Genomic DNA, 16,602 nt, shown 5'->3' on the forward strand with positions numbered 1-16,602 from the left:
GTCAGACCGTCAGAACTGCGCCGGGCAGCTGAAATCGGACAATGCCTGCAGCCGGAAAGGATTGAGCACCGAACCGAATTGTATGTCGAATTCCGCTTCTCGGCCTTGGTCTTCAAATCTGGCCCGGAAGAGATCGGGGGCCTGAACCGTCACCTGGGCAGCATCGAACAGGCGGAAAGGCGACCAGTCTCCGCTTTGGGCGATGGCTGGCTGGAAGTCTCCGGGAAAGAACCTGACTTCGGACTGGCTGTCCGTGGTGGCTGCCGGCCAAGCGATGGATTTCGGCACTGCTCGGCTGCGATTATAGAAAACACGCTCGCCTGCGATGGCTATCATTACGGCATTGGCCGAATCCGATAGCGTTACGGGCTTAACATTGATCGATATCGCCGGCTTCTCACTGCCGGCGGGGAAGAAGGCGTTCTCGATCTTGCTGGCATTTTCGAACTGCGCGATCGCCTGGCTCGGAATGCTGTCGCCGCCGAAGGTACCGCGCCAGCCCCAAGGCTGGGCGCTCGTATCGACAAATGCGTCCAGCCGGTTCTTGAAGAAAGTTTGAAATAGTCCTTGCGGTCCGAACAGCCTGACGAAATCCGCCATGGCGATATCCTGGCGGGAGGATCGGTCGAATGGGTAGCGTCCGGTAACGACACGGGCGCAAAGATCGGCGCCTTCGGCAGCCCAAAGGTCATTGATGCGGGCCCGGGCCGTCTTGACGGCCAGCGAGCCGATATCGGCGGCTACGGCAACCATCCACGCATCCGCCGGTGCCGGCAAACCGCGGGCCTGCTGCAGGAGATCCTGGTTGGCATTGGCGAGCTGGCCGCCGGCGTCGAAGACCCGGGCAACCTCTGCCGTCGAATTGGCGGCGCGTGACAGCTGGCCGTAAATGTTTTGCAGGATCGGCTGGAGGCCTTGGATCTGGGAGCGCGGCTTGTTGCTGCCAGCGTCCTTTCCCTCCGGTGAGGACGACGGCGTATTGGCGGAATTCGCCTCAAGGGCAGCGCGCAGCGGACCATAAGGATCGGGGGCATTGACGGCGCTTGCCGTGGCGGCCGTCAGTGCCGCATCCGCAACGCCATCGAGCGAGGCAACCTCGGTGCCCGCCAGGGGACGCAGGTCCGTTGCAGCGGCGATAGACTTCAGCGCCATTTCCACAGGGCTCGGATCGGCCGCCAGAATGCGCGCCGTTTCGGTCGCGTCGGCGAGGTTGCCTGATGGACGTACCTGCAGATCGGCAAGAAGGGTCGACCAGCGCTGCTGGAATGCATCGAAATAGAGCTGCAGTGCTGCCTGCACGATAACGTCGCTGGTCATTCCGGCGGTGTTGCTCGCAGCGTCGCCACGCACCCACTGCTCCTTGAGTGCTTCTGCGGCCGCGGCCGCGACATTCGGCAATACGACGGTGCGGTAGCCGTCGCCGGTGAAAATCCCCGGAATGCCATCGCGCAGCGTCGCTCTCGACTTACGCTGGAAGATCTGTGAGCCAAGCGGCCCCAGGGCGTCAGCCGCAATCCACGGATCGAGCTCGCGTGCCTGACGGGAATGAGTGAGGATATCGTAAGCGCGTGCGGCAAGGCCCTGTGGGCGGATCGTGTCCCGGGCCTTGGCGATCAGCGTATTGTCCAGCTCGATCGTCGGCAGGTTGCCTCCGGTCATCGCCTCGACATGTGTGACAAGGGCTTTGCGCGCACCGGCCCGTCCTTCGCCGGGATAAAGTGCGGCAAACATATCTTCCGCCTGACCGGAGACGAAATCCCTGTCGACCGGTCCAAGACCGCCGAGCATGCCGTAAAGCTTCAATGCATCGAAGGTCTTCTGAACGTCCGATGTCTGTTTGAGCTCCTTTTGAAGCTCCACCAGCATGCGCGGCAGCAGGAGCGAATTGAGCGCCCGCTGATAGGCGCCGCGCTGGCGGCTGGCAATCTTGTCTTCCTGGTCGAGGCCGAAACTCGTCGGCCAGACCCGCGCCTCGTCGAAGCCGCTGGTCACGGCGCGCAGATTGTCGAGTGCCGGCAAGACACGCAGGAAATCCGCATCGGTGACGTCGCGCACCGGGATGCCGCTCGCAAGCTTCTCATAGGTGTCGATGCGCCGTTCAGCCGCAGCGATCGCGCGGGAATTCTGAAAATAGGTTGCCGTCCAGCCGGTGAAAACGATTGCGAGCGCAATTGCTGCGGCGCCATAGGCAATTCGCCTGATCATGGCCTGGCGGCCGGACAGGCGCCTGTCGCGCGCAACCAGCGACGCTTCGCCGAAGATGACGTCCTTGAACAGACGCGATAGGAAATAGCTGCGGCGTGTTCGCGGCGTTTCCGTTTCCCGGCTCTGCGTGCCCGAGGCGAAGTAGACGCCGCGCATCAGCGGCGCTTCGACAAGACTGGATGACGAGCAAAGCTCGCTCAGCACCTCCTGCAAGCGTTCGCCGAGCGAAGCAAGCTCCGCGGGGAAGCGGAATATCCGGCCGCGCACCTCGACATTCGGCTCCTGCTGCAGGCGTTCGATCAGCATGGCATCGACCCGCTGCTGCAGAAGCGCGAACTCTTCCATGAAGCGCTCGGGCAGGTTCTCGCCCTTGTAGCTCTCGTCGAGATTGAAGGTGGTCCCCCAAACCTGCTCGCGGTCCGTCTTGGCAAGACCGTCAAAAAATTCGACGAAGCCGGTCAATAGATCGGCCTTGGTCAGGATGACGTAAACGGGTACGCGCGCGTGGAGGAATTCGTCGAGCTCCGATAGCCGTTTGCGGATGGAGCGCACTTCGTCGAGCTGAGCTTCATGGTCGCGACCGAGGAGGTCGCCGATCGAGAGCGTAATAAGGGCACCGTTGATCGGCTGCGAGCGGCGATATTTGCGAAGTAGGCCGAGAAAACCTTCCCATCCAGCCTTCGATGCGCCGTTCAGATCGTCCTGGGTCGTGTAGCGGCCGGCTGTATCGATCAGGATCGCTTCGTCGGCGAACCACCAATTGCAGTTGCGCGTGCCGCCGGCACCCTGCACGGAACTGCTTCCCATCGCATCGCCGAGCGGGAACTTCAGCCCAGAATTGGTCAGTGCCGTCGTCTTTCCCGATCCGGGTGCGCCGAAGATGACATACCAAGGCAATTCGTAAATGTAGCCGAAGCGCTTCTTGCTGATGCGGCGCAGCAGCAGGAGCGCTTCCTTCAGGCGGCCGTGGATTTCGCCGACCTCGGCCTGCTGGCTGGCTGCATCGTCGGCGATGCCGTCCACGAGCGCCTTGTCACGCTTGCGGGCGCGCAGCTTCGAGATCAGCATGTAGATTAGCCAGGCTGCAATGACCAGGCCGATCGCGATCATCCGGGCACCAACTCCCGCCAGCGGCTTGAAGCTGCCATAACCGGCCATATAGCCGTAGAACCAGATGACGACGCAAATCGCCGCGACCCAGATGAGCGATATGAAGCGCTGGCCGAGAAGGCCAGCATAGGCCGAAACGTAGGAGCGAAGCGTGTAGAACGCGCCAAGCGGATTCATCGGCCACCCTCCGTCGTTGTCGTCGGTGCCGGCTTGTTGCCGGTCTGCGTTTGCGGTGTCGCTTGTGGGTTGAGGGCAGCATCGCCGAGGCGCTGCGTCGGATCGGTCAGCACCAGAATTTCCGTCCGACGATTTGCCTCGCGGCCCTCGGGCGTGTCGTTGCTTGCCAGAGGATCGCTGTCGGCGCGCCCCTCCGTCAGGATCGCCTCCCTGCCGGTGTAAGCCGCCAGAATATTGCCGACGGAGCGCGCGCGCGCTTCGGAAAGATGCCAGTTCGATGGGAACTGCGCGGTGCGGATCGGCACGTTATCGGTATAGCCGACGACGACCGCGCGGAATTTTTCCGAGGCCAGCGCGCCGCCGATGCGCTGAAGAAGATCGCGGAATTTGTCGCTGACTTCCGCGCTGCCGGTGTCGAACAGGCCGGAATTGTTGATGCGCACGAGCAGCCGTCCGTTGGAATTCGACAGCGTGACAAGCTTGCGGTCGACTTCCGGCTGCAGGAAGGCGAGCAGATTGTCAAGCGGGCTCGGCTGCGCCTTGACCACGGGCGGCGGTGTCTCGGGCTGCTTCTTTACCGGCAAAGGAAGCTGAACGGCGACCTCCTTCGGCTTTTCGATCAGCACGCTTGGTGTATCGCGCGGCGGCAGATTGGCGAGACGCTCGAAAGTGGCGTCAGAGGCCCTGTTGAGGGAAAGCGTAAAGAACATATAGCCAAGCGCAAACAGCAGCGCGAGCACCGAAAGGATCGTCCAGAGCGCAACAGCCGTGCGCAATGGCTTGTGGCGGGCGGAAACACCGCGCCAATGCGGCGATAGCTCTCGTTCGAAGACGCCATATTGGCCGAGCAAGGTCTTGTAGAGGCTGTCACGGATGCGCCCGAGCTCCAGCGAGCCGCGCGGCGAAACGCGTGTGCGGCCCTCGAAGGCAAGCGACAGGCAGAGATAGATGAGCAGCAGCAGGTCCTTGTTGGTGCCGGGGCTCTGCTGGAAATGGTCGAGAAGATCGAAGACCCGATCGCCGCCGGTGACATCCATGTGGAAGGTCGAGACCAGACCGGAACGCGCCCAGCCGGCGCGAACGCCCCAGCGCTTGCTTAAGACCACGTCGTCGATCGTCGCGCAGACGATATAATGCGCCGCACGCGCCCGCTCCGGGCTGATGCGGGCGCCGGCAAGATCGCGCTCGTAGCGGCCGACCGCATCGATCGTCACCCGCCGCAGTTCATCAATGTCTGGCTGTTCCTCGGTATTGCGCAGGCTGTGGGCGAGATTGAGCAGTGGCGCCGCCGAACGCACGATAGTGGGAACGTCCTCTCCGCCGAAACGAAAGCCGCGGATCAGGGCATCAACGGACCAGCCGTGCGCATCGCCAGCCTTGCCTCCTGCTTTCTGGTCCAGTTCTTCGTCCAGGAAATCGGCCATCTTGCGGGCGGTCGCATTCTTGCGGGCGCCGTCCTCGGTCAGCTCGATGATCGTCGGCAGCTCGTGCCAGGGTGTTGAGTGTGGTGTGTTCATTCTCTGAGAGCCCACAGTTCCATCTCCAGGCCAGGAAAGTCGCCCGCGAGATGCAGGGCGATCGCACCGGAGGTATCAAGCTGTTTCCAAAGCGGATTTTTCGTATCGAGTTCGAAGTAGATCGTGCCCGACCTGTATGGCAGTTGCCGCGGCAGCACGGGGAGCGGCCTGACGGGGATGCCTGGCAGCGCGACATTGACGAGCTCGGCGATTCGCTCCACAGGGCCGACCTTGATCTGCGCCGGCAGCTTACGGCGCACATCTTCGGCCGACATCTCGGCACGGACCGCAAGCACGAAGCCGGCATCCTTGAGCAACGAGCGATCGTTGATGGTGCCGACGCGCACGTCGTGACGCCGTTCGATGAGCTCGATCGCGACCGCCGCTTGTTCCAAAACTGCTGAAAGAGAAGAACGCAAGTCATTGAAGACAGCTGCAAATGTCGCCTTCAGATCGTCATGGCGATAGGGTGGAAAATCGCTGGCGCGCTTGCGGTCGGTGGTGAAGGTGGCAAGCTCGCCCGCGAGCTGGATACATTCCTCGTAAAAGGTCAGAGGATGCATCCGCGAGGCATTCGCCGCGATGTGTCGCAGCATCGGATCGGCACGATTGAGAATGTGGAGCAGGAAATAGTCTCCCACTTCGGCGGTGCCGCGCACAGTGGGATCGCCGATGCGCTCGGCAATCGCCTCGGCGCGATGACGCACGATGCCGAGCAGTTCGGTGATGAGCTCGTTCAACCGCGCTTCAGCGGCGCAATTCAGGGAGGGTGCGATATAATCGGGATCGAGGACAACCGACCTGTCGGAGCGGACTTCGATGATGCGGGCAAGCCCGATCAGGTCGTAGCCGGCCAGTTCGTCGCCGGTCTTCAGATAGCGTAGGCTCAGGCGGCCGACGTCGATCGGCGCCATGAAGTCAGTCTCCATATTCGCATCCGGCGCCTCATATTGCGAGGCGGTGATGCGCATGCTGTTGCGCATGGCGCTGCCGTTCATGGCAACGTCTGCCTTCCCCGGCTGGCGGGCCGGCAGGGCCAGATAGACGATGGCGTTCTTTGTCGAATCATCGAGGTCAAGCGGGGGAGGCAGGTCCGCATCGATCGGCGCTTCGAAGGGCGTGCCGTCGGGTAGGATGCCGCGCAGGTTCGACAGCGCAAATTGGCCGATGGCAAGCGCGCTGCGATCAATGCCGATTTCAGCGATGCCCCAGGGATAGGGTGCAAGCCCCCGGGCAGTCGTGCGAACCAGCCGCTCCGTCCAGCGGTCGGCCTGCTGGAAATGCTGCACGCGAAGGAACATGCCTTCGCTCCAAGCCACTCGGTTTTCGTTCTTCATCGGGTGTTGCCCGTCCTCTCTGAAAAACTGCTGTTATGCTGTTCGTCGCGGCCATCCGCGGGAGCCTGGAACGCCTCGGCCAGCAGATCGCGGACCGAAAGGCTTTTGCCGTCCTTTTCGAAGCGGCTGCGATAGGCCTTCCAATAGTCGCGGCTGCCATGCCAAAGAGCCTTGCGCGGGGAGGCATCGACCTGCGCCTCGATCATGCGCGGCTCGAAAATCCGGCTTGCTTCGCGGACGAGATTTTCAAGGCCGGCGTTGAGCATGGATTGCCTTGAAATGAGCGATCGAAGGCGTTCGGCGAGTCGCTCGGTCCGTTCTCGGCTGAACAGCGAGGCGGATGAATGCGCGCTATTGTCCTCCACGCCGAAGATCGATGCCCCGTCGTCGAGGGTCTGCTCCAATGTGTCGACAAGGGCTTCGAGCTGCCGAAGCGGATCGAATTGCAAAGCCAGGCTCGTATCGTCCTCCCCTTGATCTGCGTCATCGATGGTTCGGATATCGTTGGCCGGAACGATCGTTTTCGCGGTCTCGGTGGTCTCCCGCACGCTGCTGCGGGCAACAGCGACGGAGACATGTGTCGCCGGGCCATGTTCCAACTGGCTGCCAAGCTCGAAATCCGAGTTCCAGTCGTTCGGAAGGGTTGGCTTGATGCCGTCGATATCAGGCGGGCCGTTCCAGCCGATATCGACATTTCTGCTGGGCGACTTGCCCTTTTTGGAGGATTGCGGAACCGATGCGATCCAATCATCGCCGCCCCGCTGGCCAAGCACACCGGTTGCCGTGCTGCCGCCCGGCGCAATGTCGGCCAGGATCGAGGAGATCGTCATAGTTTCATCACTGAGGCGCAGATCGGCAGCCGGATCGTCGATATCGCGGTCTGCTTCCCCGGAAATGACGACGCTGAAGGTGATATCGCCGAATGTGATCCTGGACTTGTCCGAAAGCCTTGCGGTTTCTCCTTCCAGTATCGTTGCGCCATCCACATGGGTTCCATTGGCGCTCTGGTCGCGAAGCAGAAAACCGATGCGATCGCGCTCGATCACGCAATGAATTTTCGAGATCAGCCGGTCCGGGTCGGAAACCTGCCAGTCGCAATCCGGCGATCGGCCGAGCGTGCGCCTGCCGCGTTCGAAAAACCAGCCCTTGCTGGAGCCCTCTCCGGAGATTTGCCGCAGCTCAAGCCGCATGAGCGCCTCCCTCGTTCAATGGCCCACGGGTCAGGCTGGGCTCGATGATAACGGCATCGCCGCTGTCGCGATCTGCCGCGGCAACGCGTGCCCAGCTGTTCCATCCAAGCCTCGGCGGATCGCCGCCCTCACCAAGCTGGCAGAAGGGGATATGGTCTTTTTTCAAGACAACCTGGATGTCGAAATCGAGCGATGGACCGACATAGAGCCGTGTCAACGCAAAAAGCGCATCGATGTTGCTGCTGTCAGGCGAAAGCGAACGGTAGTCCTCATAATCGACAGGCCCGATAACCACGCGGAAACTACCGCCGAAATCATGGATCGCCGCCCCCGCCGTTGCATTGACGCCCAGCTGCACGCCCTGCGGCTGGCCCATACGGCTGCGCTCCTCGGGGGGAATGGAAAGCCAGCGCCCCTTGAACAATTCGATTTGAACCGGAAGGCCGCTGAATTCCTGCAGCATGGCCCGCAGATTGACCGCATTGCGCGTCCGCGCCGCAAAGAAGCCGGAAAACCTCAGGATCAGCTCGTCATCCGGCCGAACCTGCTCCTTCAGCTTCGCCGTGCCAAGGCCCGAAAGCGCAAACAGCGCCGTGATGAAGGAATTTCCGCCTCTGTCCGGGCTCCATCGCATGCGGCGGGCGAGCCGGTATTTTTCGCAGGCATCGACGAAAAGCTCCGCAAGGCGGCTGGTGAACAGATCGAAGAAGCTTGAAAGCCCATGAGCGCGATTGCGCTCTTCGCGCATGACAAGCTCATTGTAGCTCGGCGGCATGGCGCCGAGAGGGCCAAGCAGGCAGGCCATGCTGGCTCGCACCGAGCCCATCATACCCTTACGCTTGAAGTCGCTAACGGCAAGCGGAGCCGGCGAAACACCGACCGGCGAGGATACCGTCAAGTGATCGCCGGCCGCCTGCTGGGCGACGCGAAATGCCGTCGTCGGCTCGAAGCGACCGGGGTCGCGTTCGAGCAGCGCGGCAAGCATTTCGCTCTCACTTGGCCGAAACTGGTCCATCGCCTTCAAATCATCCTTTCGTCAAAGCAGCGGCCGTTCGGCGGCGCGGGCCGGCCAGACGGCAATTGGCTTCGATTGCCCCTTCATCGAGATGGAGAGGCGGGTGAAACTGTTGATCGAGGTGTAAAGGCCGAAAAACCGGTCGAGAACGCTGCCGAAAAGATAGGCCGAAGGTCTGTCGATGGCAGCCGGATCGAACTCCAGCCGGATATCCGTGCCCGTCACCATCCCGCCGCTGCCAAGCCGGGTCATCGAACTCTTGGCGTCGACCCGCACCAAGGCATCGGCGAGCTGGCGGGTCTCGCGGCTGTCCCTGAATGCGTAGAGCGCCAGAATGTCCTTGAGCGCGGCGCCATCATTGTCGAAAATGGACAGATGGTTGAGCTGGAGATGCGACATGAGCCGCCAGTTGCGCCCCTGCTGTTCGTTCATTCGCACGGACGGCGTCGGCGCCATCAAGGCTTCGACGGCCCCCACTGCCTCGCTGCCGGAGGCAAGCTGCAGATAGGGATGGCCGCCGCCGAAGGGCAATTGCTCGGGCAATTCGCGATTAAGGCAAAGAGCGTCGATGCTGGCGATCCTATCGACGGGACCGCTTGCACGGCGCGCCCGATCGACGAAGGTGATTTCCATGTCCGACGTGTGGTCATCGGCATCGAAACGGCGAGCGCACTGCCAGAAGAGCGACGAGGCTCCGCCTTTCAAGCTGCGGCCGAAAAACGGCTGGCACTGTTCCTCTTCACCGGTGCGGCCCGATATGAGCACTTTCTCGATCGCGTAGATCTCGCGCGTCTTCTGCCGCCTGGCATCCGGCAGCACACGATATTCCGTACGTGTCCCGTCGAGCGCAATCGGCTCGCAGGTCTGACGGAACAGATTGACGATCGGGGTGGCATTCAAGACGAAATCGCGCGCCGAAATGGCTCGCTCCAACTTGGCACTGGTTTCGTCGAGATAGATGAAGATTTCCAGCGTCTCGCCACGCCACGCCTTCAGTCCGACGATATCGACGAAGAGGAATTTCTGTGGCAAGGCGAAGAATTCCGTCAGCAGTCGATAGCCGGTGAAGCTCGATGCGGGGTAGGGCAATATGGCGTCGTCTGGCTCGAACCCGACCGGGCGGAGCGCTTTGGCCGGCAGCATGACAGGAGCGCGATCATCAGCATGATGGGCTAGAGCGATGCCGAGCGTATGATTGACGAGAAGCTCGTGAATGGCGATAGCTTGCTGCCAGGAGGAGCCGATGTGAAGCCGAAGCCGGTCGAGGCCGATCTCGCCGAGTGGCTTGTTGCTGTCACGTGCCCGGATCGACAGGCGCAGGCAGCCGGCAGCCCCGGCGTGAGGTGACGGTGGCGCGCTGATCGGATGACCGGCCAGGGAAGCCGAAACGATCTCTATCGGCGCGATCTGGGTGTCCTGCGTGGTGCGGAAGCGGCAGCTCTCGCCGCCGATCGGCTCCGCGAAGATTTCCGTGTGGCGCGGCACGGTCTGCACGGAGGCCAGCGTGGTGCTGGGGGCAAAGCGCACGATGCTCATCGAGGGCAACGGTGCCAGATAGTGCGGATAGAGCGTTTCCAGCAGGCCATCCGTCAGTTCGGGAAACTCGTCGTCGAGCTTCTGGCGCACGCGGGCCGCCGAATAGGCGAAGCTCTGGATCAGCCGCTCGACATGCGGATCGTCAGCGACTTCGCCTGTCACACGCAGGCGGCCGGCAATCTTCGGAAAAGCGTCGGCAAACCGTGCTGCCCGCCTGCGGATGGCGGCAAGCTCGTCGTTGTAGCGTTGCAGAAAGCCGTCAGCCATTGTTGGCCTCCACCAGGAAGCGCTGGGTCGATGGGTCTATCGTCGATTCAAAGCTGATGGGCGGCATGCCCTCATGCACGCGGAAGGTTGCCTGAATGCGCATGCGCAGGGCGCGCTCGCCATTGCCCCGGCTCTTCAGGATGTTCACCCGCACGTCGGAAAGCCGCGTTTCGAACAGCGCGATCCGCCGCTCGATCAGGCGGGCAAGGCGGTTCTTGGCTTCATCGGTCACAAGATTTGCCGATACCATGCCGTCGACACCGAAGGACACCAGCGCGTCGCCGAGCTCATCATAGATCGAGGGCGGCGCAGTCGGCCGACGGCGGGTGTTGAGCAGGGCTTCGAGATCGCGGCGGATGCATTCGCGCAGTTCACGCAGTTGCTCGGCTGACGTCAGCGGCGGATCCTGCAGGCGATCGGGATTTTCGTCGATCAGCCGATCGATGATCGATCTGGCGACAACCCTTTCCCGAGGCCTGTAGCGTTCCAGCGGATCAACCATGGGCGGCATGCCTCGTCTCGTCGGAGCCAGAGATCGCTCCAAGCGACGTCAGATCGTGAAAGGAAACGAGATCGTCGCCTGCTAGGAGGCATTTCTGGCCGCGGCCGGTGGTGATGCCCGTCGGTTCGTCGACCCATTCGGTCTCGCGGCCAAGCAGCAGCTTCGCCCCTGCCGTACCGTGATAGATCGCGGGGAGGAGCACGGGCGCGCTTGCCCCGTCCACCAATTCCAGCTCAGCCCGGCGGAAGGCGAGATCGCGCGGACGTGCAATCGGTTCGACGCGAAGGGCCGCAACCCTGGAAAAGTCGATCCACAGATAGGCCCCGCCCGTCATGATGACCTCAAGGGCATGCGGGATACGGTCGTCGAGATCACGGAAGTCCGAAACGAGCCTGTCATTCCAATGCATCGGTCGTTCGCCGCGAATCTCCTCCAGGGATTGTAGCGCCGTGGACGTATCCGGAGAGCGATCGCGATGCGCAATCGCAACCTTCATGGCCGCCTGGTCGAGAGCGGTCGGGCCGTTCGGAAAATCCGGCGCGGCGGCGCTATCAAACCAGGCCGAACGCGCCGCCATTGCCCGCAGCTGATTGCGCAGCATGGCGAAGCCCATCATATCCTCCGGCGCAAATGTTGTTGCAAGGTTGCACTGCGCGTCGGCTCGTTCGTAGTCGCCGGCAAGGATCAGGAGATCGATGAGGAGATGTCTTCCGTCCTTGTCGGTCGGTGCCGCCTTCACATGCGCTTTCGCCTGCTCGATCGCATCGTCGAGCGCGTTTTCGCTGAGGGCTTCGGCGATCTTGGCGGCGAGCGTCATGCGGATATCCTTTGCGGCATGTTTGCGGAACGGGAGAACGCATGCGTCGCATTTGCCGTCTCCGAGATGAGATGAAAACTTGTCGACACGTCGTCGAGCTGAAAGTGCGGCTGTAGCCGCACGGTGCAGGCGAACACTCCCGGCTTGCCCGGAACCTCGTCAACGCTGATACCAGCCGAGCGTAGCGGGAAGCGCGTGCGCAGCGACAGATCCGCATCGTCGTTGCCGAGCGTATAGCGCGACAGCCAGTCATTCAGCTTGCGTTCGATCGAGATCCTATCGGCAAGCCGGCCGATCTCGTCGCGCATGATGACCTTCAGGTAGTGCGAGAAGCGCGAGGCGCAGAGCACATATTGCAGCATCGCCGCAATGCGCGCGTTCTGCCGGGCATGCTCGCTCGAATAATGCGGCGGCGCATGCAGCGACTGGTTTGAATTGAAGATTGCCGAAGCGGAAAGATAGGTGGTCGCCACAGGCACGATGCCGAGCTCGCACAATTGCTGCTCCTGCGCATTGGTCAGGCGGATTTCGACGGGAGCCTGCTGCGAAAGACCATTACTTTCGATGCCGAGATCGTAGGGAGCCAGTTCCTCCTGGCTCAAAATGCCGCCGTCGATTGCATCCTGTGTCACACCGCGAATGTCGGCAAACCAGCCGGATTCGACGAAATTGCGGATGACGATCATTGCAAAGGCGAAGGCGCCATTGCCCCAAAGCAGGCTGCTGCCGTCGCCTGCTATGCTTTCGCGAAACGGAAATTGATCGTCGCGTTCCCGAGAATAGGCCTCGTAGGGTGGCCGCATCAGGATCCGTGGAGCAACGAGCCCCAGGAAGCGGGAATCCTCGCGGGCACGAAGCCCGTTCCAGCGGATGCGGGTGGGATCATAGGCAAGCCAGGAAAAGTCTTGCACGCGATTGAGTTCATTGAAGTCCTGCAAGCCGATCGCCTGTGGCGCTGCTGCCGCCACGAAGGGGCAGAACGCGGCGGCCGCGGCCATGCCGATCTGGGTCAATGCCCCCACGGTATCGCCGCCGGCCGGGTCCTGCGGAGACAGCTCGTAATCGCCAATCAGCAGTCCGAATGGCTCGCCGCCGGGCATGCCGAATTCGCGGCTGTAGATCAGCTCGAAAAGATGGCTTTGGTCGAACTCCGTCGTGCGCTCGAGATGGCGCGTCAGCTGGGACCAACTGACGCTAAGGATCTTGACCTTCACCTCGTCCGACTGCCCTGCATGGCGCGTGAGCATGGCAAGCCCACGCCACCGCGCTTCCATCGCCTGGAATTCGCGGTGGTGCAGAATGGCGTTGAGCTGCCGGTTAAGTACATCGTCGATCATGGCGATCACGCGATGCACCTGACGGGGCCAGGCAACTCTCGGTTCCATCGTCGTTGCGGTCATGGTGCTGGCTGAAGGTGCGCGGCGAGACGGCCGCCGCGCCACCTCTCCTAGTTCTTGCTCGGGATGCGGGCGACCATTCTGAGCGAAGTGGTCAGCTCTTCCATCTGAAGCCAGGGCCGCATCCAGGCGACGGCGTTATAGGAGCCCGGCTTGCCCGGAACTTCCTGGACCGTCACCTTGGCATCGCGCAGCGGGTATTTGGCGCGAGATTCCTCGCCGGCATCGTCATTGGCGTTGACATAGTTGGCGATCCAGCGGTTCAGCCAGTTCTCGCAATCCTGCGCTTCCATGAAGGAGCCGATCTTGTCGCGGCCCATCACCTTCAAGTAATGCGCAAAGCGCGACGTCGCCATCATATAGGGCAGGCGGGCTGAGACGGCCGCGTTGGCGGTTGCCTCTGGCTTGTCGTAGAGCTTCGGCTTGTGCGTCGTCTGGGCGCCAAAGAACACGGCATAATCGGTATTCTTGTAGTGGCAGAGCGGCAGGAAGCCGAGCTTGCCGAGCTCGGCGTCGCGGCGGTCGGTAATGCCGACTTCGGTCGGGCATTTGAGGTCGAGGTCACCATCGTCGCTCGAGAAGATGTGCATCGGCAGGTTTTCGACCCTGCCGCCGTTTTCCGCGCCACGGATCGCCGTGCACCAGCCGCTCTGGGCAAAAGCGTCCGTCAGCCGCGTTCCCATCACATAGGATGCATTCATCCAGCAATAAGAATTGTGATCGAGCTCGCCGGTCTTCGAATGTTCGGTCTCGTCGAAGGCGAAATCGTCGATCGGGTTGGTTTTCGGGCCATAGGGCATACGAGCAAGCACGCGGGGAAGGGCGAGCGTGACGAAACGCGAATCCTCGCTGTCGCGCAGGCTGCGCCATTTCGCATATTCGACCGTTTCGAAAATCTTCTCCAGATCGCGCGGCCGGGCAAGCTCGCGATAATCGTCGAAGCCGAACATTCGCGGGCTGGCGGCCGAAATAAACGGGGCAAAGGCAGCAGCGGCAATCGACGAAATCGCCTGCAGCGTCTGCACGTCGTCGAACGAATTGTCGAATTCGTAGTCACCGATGATGGCGCCCATGGGCTCGCCGCCCGGTGTGCCGAATTCGTCCTCATAGATCGACTTGAAGAGGCGCGACTGGTCGAATTCCACCGCCTTTGCCAGATCCTTGGAGACGTCGCGCTTCGATGCGTTCAGCACACGGATCTTCAGGTTGACGCTGGTCTCGCTATTCTTGACCAGATAGTGGAGGCCGCGCCAGCTGCCTTCCAGCTTGGCGAATTCCGGCGACTGCATGATGGCGGCGAGCTGACGCGAAATCTTGCTGTCGAGTTCGGCGATCGCCTTGTTCAGCGTGATCGTCAGATTGCGATCATAGGTGACGGTACCCTTGAGAGCCTGGTCGGTCAGCGTCCTCAAGAGATCCTGGGCACGGTCTGGTTCGGTTTGCCGGGTCGCGGCCACGATCTGCGAGAGCAGATTTTCATCGGGCGCAAACTCGGCCTCTTTGGTCTTCAGTTGGCTTTCAGCGCTCATTTTTCGATCCTTGCGGAAAGTTCAGGCGATATCGGTGAAGGTCGAGGCCCGCCGTTATCGGCTGCTTGAAACGGGATTGGACGACCGGCGCCTGCCGGCAATCGATGACGATCAGCTTGCGGCAGGCTTCTCGGCCAGACCGAGTTCGGACATCAGCTTCGAGAGATCCGCCTTGTTCTGCAGGACATCCTCGAGCAGCCGTTCCAGCTCTTCCGATCGGTCCGCCTTGCTCATGAGGTCGCGAAGCTGGTTGCGGGCATCGAGAAGGGCCTTCAGCGCAGGCACTTGATTGACGACCGAGCCGGGCTCGAAATCCTGCATGCTTTCGAATTTCAGCGACACGGGGAGCTGGGAACCGTCGCCCGCCAGCGTGTTTTCGACCGCGATGTTCAGGCCGGGGGTCATGCGGCGCATGACATCGTCGAAATTGTCGCGATCGATCTGCACGAACTTGCGTTCGCCGAACGGTTTCAGCGGTTGGGTCGGATTACCCGAGAAATCGCCGAGCACGCCGACGACGAAGGGCAATTCCTTGACGACCATAGCGCCTTCGGTCTCCACTTCGTATTTGATGTGGACCCTGGGCTTGCGCACTCGTTCCAGTTTTTCGTGAACACTCGCCATAAAGCTTCTCCTTCAAATCCCAGCGGCAAATTCGCTCTTCAGATGTGGCACAACTCGACTTTGGAAAGAGCGGGTTGCAAAAAGTTCAGGATACCAGTTGTATTTGTCATGCCGTCTTGTTCGACTTTGGCTGAATGCCCGCCGCCGTCAAAACGGCGTTGCGAACCTGCTGCTCCGGCAGCAGTTCGGCCAATAATTCTGAAAAATCCATGCGTCCGCGCCTGACCATCGTCTCGATCGACATGGAGATCGGCGAATGCGGTTCCGTGCGGCGAAAGTAGCGGGCAACGGCCAGCAACAGCTCGAAGGCCTCTTCGCGCGACCCGATCTGTTCGCCGTTCAAGGGGCGCGGGCGACTTGGCGTCTGCCCGCTCGAATCTTCCTGCTGTTGCGGGTCCGCGTCGGCTTCGGCTGCCGGGGTTTCGATGCCGGCAAGAGTGCGAAGTGCCGCGGCAGCCTCGTTAAGGACATTGTGCGTATTGGAGCTCGGTGGCGCCATCTGTCCGCAGCGCTCGTTGAGAATGGCTACCAGCCTATCAAAAGCTGCCACACAGCCATTCACCATTTCGAGATGCGAGCTCATCGCCGCCGTACCGGCTTCAAGGACAGACTGATTCAGTTCATCGCGCCGCTTCACCTCGTTGGGACGTTGCGACAGCTGAAAATCCCAAAGGGAAAATTGGCCGAATTTCATTCCCGGAACGAGCGGCGAGAGCCTGATCGCCTGAATGATCGTCCCTTCGCCGCCGACGCCGTTAAGACCCGAAAGCGGGGCAAGCCGCTCTTCGATATCGTCTGTTCCAACGGAATGAAATTTCTCCCAATGCTTGTCTAATAGCGACGCAATCGCCAGGTAGACATCCCTCAGGCCTTCGAATCCGCGTAGACGTAATTCCGCCTCGGCCAGCCATGCTAATACTTCGAGATCCTTGCTTTTGGAAGAAATAATCTGCAATCCAAGATTGCTAACGTCTGTCCAAAGAGGCGAAAGGCTAATATTTTCACCCGGTGATATACCTCGTTCCGCAGCACGAGCCTGGTTTCTGGCGTCTTTTATTCTGTAGTATATTTCGCGCATAGAAGTATTATTGCGCACATTTTCTCCGCATGGCGCATTTTCGTCAAACGAATTCTCTAGGTCGCGAACGCTCAGCAGGTTATTAGCTCCATATTGCGAACTACATCGTTTAAGAGCGTGATACTTATGTCGATAAGATTCTTTGTCAACCATGTCTATTCTGTAATGGATTTATGACAATTCCAGTTTTTGACCGCATGAAAAATTTTTTGTTGTTGATCTAGACGCCCGCGAATAACCGCCCTAGTTGTTGCCGCGGCATGAAAGTTTGGTTGAAATGAAACCAGAGGGAGGAAACTTC

General features: G+C 61.0%; 12 protein-coding genes. All 12 read right to left on the minus strand.

Annotation, left to right across the window (positions count from 1 at the left end):
- Window positions 1-9: 9 nt before the first annotated feature.
- The 12 genes from tssM to tssA all read right to left on the minus strand — a co-directional run bounded on the left by tssM (window position 10) and on the right by tssA (window position 16,319).
- Window positions 10-3,492 carry a type VI secretion system membrane subunit TssM gene (gene tssM, locus FP026_RS24595; RefSeq protein ID WP_149637216.1) on the minus strand — a complete coding sequence of 1,161 codons (3,483 nt, stop codon included), beginning with the start codon at window positions 3,490-3,492 and terminating at the stop codon, window positions 10-12.
- Window positions 3,489-5,009: a type VI secretion system protein TssL, long form gene (gene tssL / locus FP026_RS24600; RefSeq protein WP_149637217.1), complete on the minus strand. Its 1,521-nt coding sequence runs from the start codon at window positions 5,007-5,009 to the stop codon at window positions 3,489-3,491. The genes tssM and tssL overlap by 4 nt, the downstream gene beginning before the upstream one ends.
- Window positions 5,006-6,346, minus strand: coding sequence for a type VI secretion system baseplate subunit TssK (gene tssK / locus FP026_RS24605; RefSeq protein ID WP_149637218.1), 1,341 nt, complete (start codon window positions 6,344-6,346; stop codon window positions 5,006-5,008). Before tssK ends, tssL begins: the two co-directional genes overlap by 4 nt.
- Window positions 6,343-7,536 carry an FHA domain-containing protein gene (locus FP026_RS24610; RefSeq protein WP_149637219.1) on the minus strand — a complete coding sequence of 398 codons (1,194 nt, stop codon included), beginning with the start codon at window positions 7,534-7,536 and terminating at the stop codon, window positions 6,343-6,345. Before FP026_RS24610 ends, tssK begins: the two co-directional genes overlap by 4 nt.
- Window positions 7,526-8,551: a type VI secretion system baseplate subunit TssG gene (gene tssG, locus FP026_RS24615; protein WP_149637220.1), complete on the minus strand. Its 1,026-nt coding sequence runs from the start codon at window positions 8,549-8,551 to the stop codon at window positions 7,526-7,528. Before tssG ends, FP026_RS24610 begins: the two co-directional genes overlap by 11 nt.
- Window positions 8,552-8,572: 21 nt before the next feature.
- The gene (gene tssF / locus FP026_RS24620) at window positions 8,573-10,354 is read right to left on the minus strand and encodes a type VI secretion system baseplate subunit TssF (protein ID WP_149637221.1); all 1,782 of its coding nucleotides are present in this window, start codon (window positions 10,352-10,354) and stop codon (window positions 8,573-8,575) included.
- Window positions 10,347-10,856, minus strand: a complete 510-nt coding sequence (gene tssE, locus FP026_RS24625; protein WP_149637264.1) for a type VI secretion system baseplate subunit TssE — start codon at window positions 10,854-10,856, stop codon at window positions 10,347-10,349. Before tssE ends, tssF begins: the two co-directional genes overlap by 8 nt.
- Window positions 10,849-11,673: a type VI secretion system accessory protein TagJ gene (locus FP026_RS24630; protein WP_149637222.1), complete on the minus strand. Its 825-nt coding sequence runs from the start codon at window positions 11,671-11,673 to the stop codon at window positions 10,849-10,851. The genes tssE and FP026_RS24630 overlap by 8 nt, the downstream gene beginning before the upstream one ends.
- Window positions 11,670-13,073 carry a type VI secretion system contractile sheath large subunit gene (gene tssC, locus FP026_RS24635; RefSeq protein WP_246665430.1) on the minus strand — a complete coding sequence of 468 codons (1,404 nt, stop codon included), beginning with the start codon at window positions 13,071-13,073 and terminating at the stop codon, window positions 11,670-11,672. The genes FP026_RS24630 and tssC (FP026_RS24635) overlap by 4 nt, the downstream gene beginning before the upstream one ends.
- Window positions 13,074-13,120: 47 nt before the next feature.
- A complete protein-coding gene (gene tssC, locus FP026_RS24640) occupies window positions 13,121-14,599 on the minus strand; it encodes a type VI secretion system contractile sheath large subunit (protein WP_149637223.1) in 1,479 nt (492 codons plus the stop codon).
- 111 nt (window positions 14,600-14,710) lie between these two features.
- Window positions 14,711-15,223, minus strand: a complete 513-nt coding sequence (gene tssB, locus FP026_RS24645; RefSeq protein WP_149637224.1) for a type VI secretion system contractile sheath small subunit — start codon at window positions 15,221-15,223, stop codon at window positions 14,711-14,713.
- Between the two features lie 106 nt (window positions 15,224-15,329).
- Complete coding sequence (tssA, locus tag FP026_RS24650) at window positions 15,330-16,319, minus strand: type VI secretion system protein TssA (RefSeq protein WP_246665436.1); 990 nt, start codon at window positions 16,317-16,319, stop codon at window positions 15,330-15,332.
- Window positions 16,320-16,602: the final 283 nt, after the last annotated feature.

This window comes from Martinezella tropici, from assembly GCF_008370325.1.
Lineage (GTDB): Bacteria > Pseudomonadota > Alphaproteobacteria > Rhizobiales > Rhizobiaceae > Rhizobium > Rhizobium tropici_B.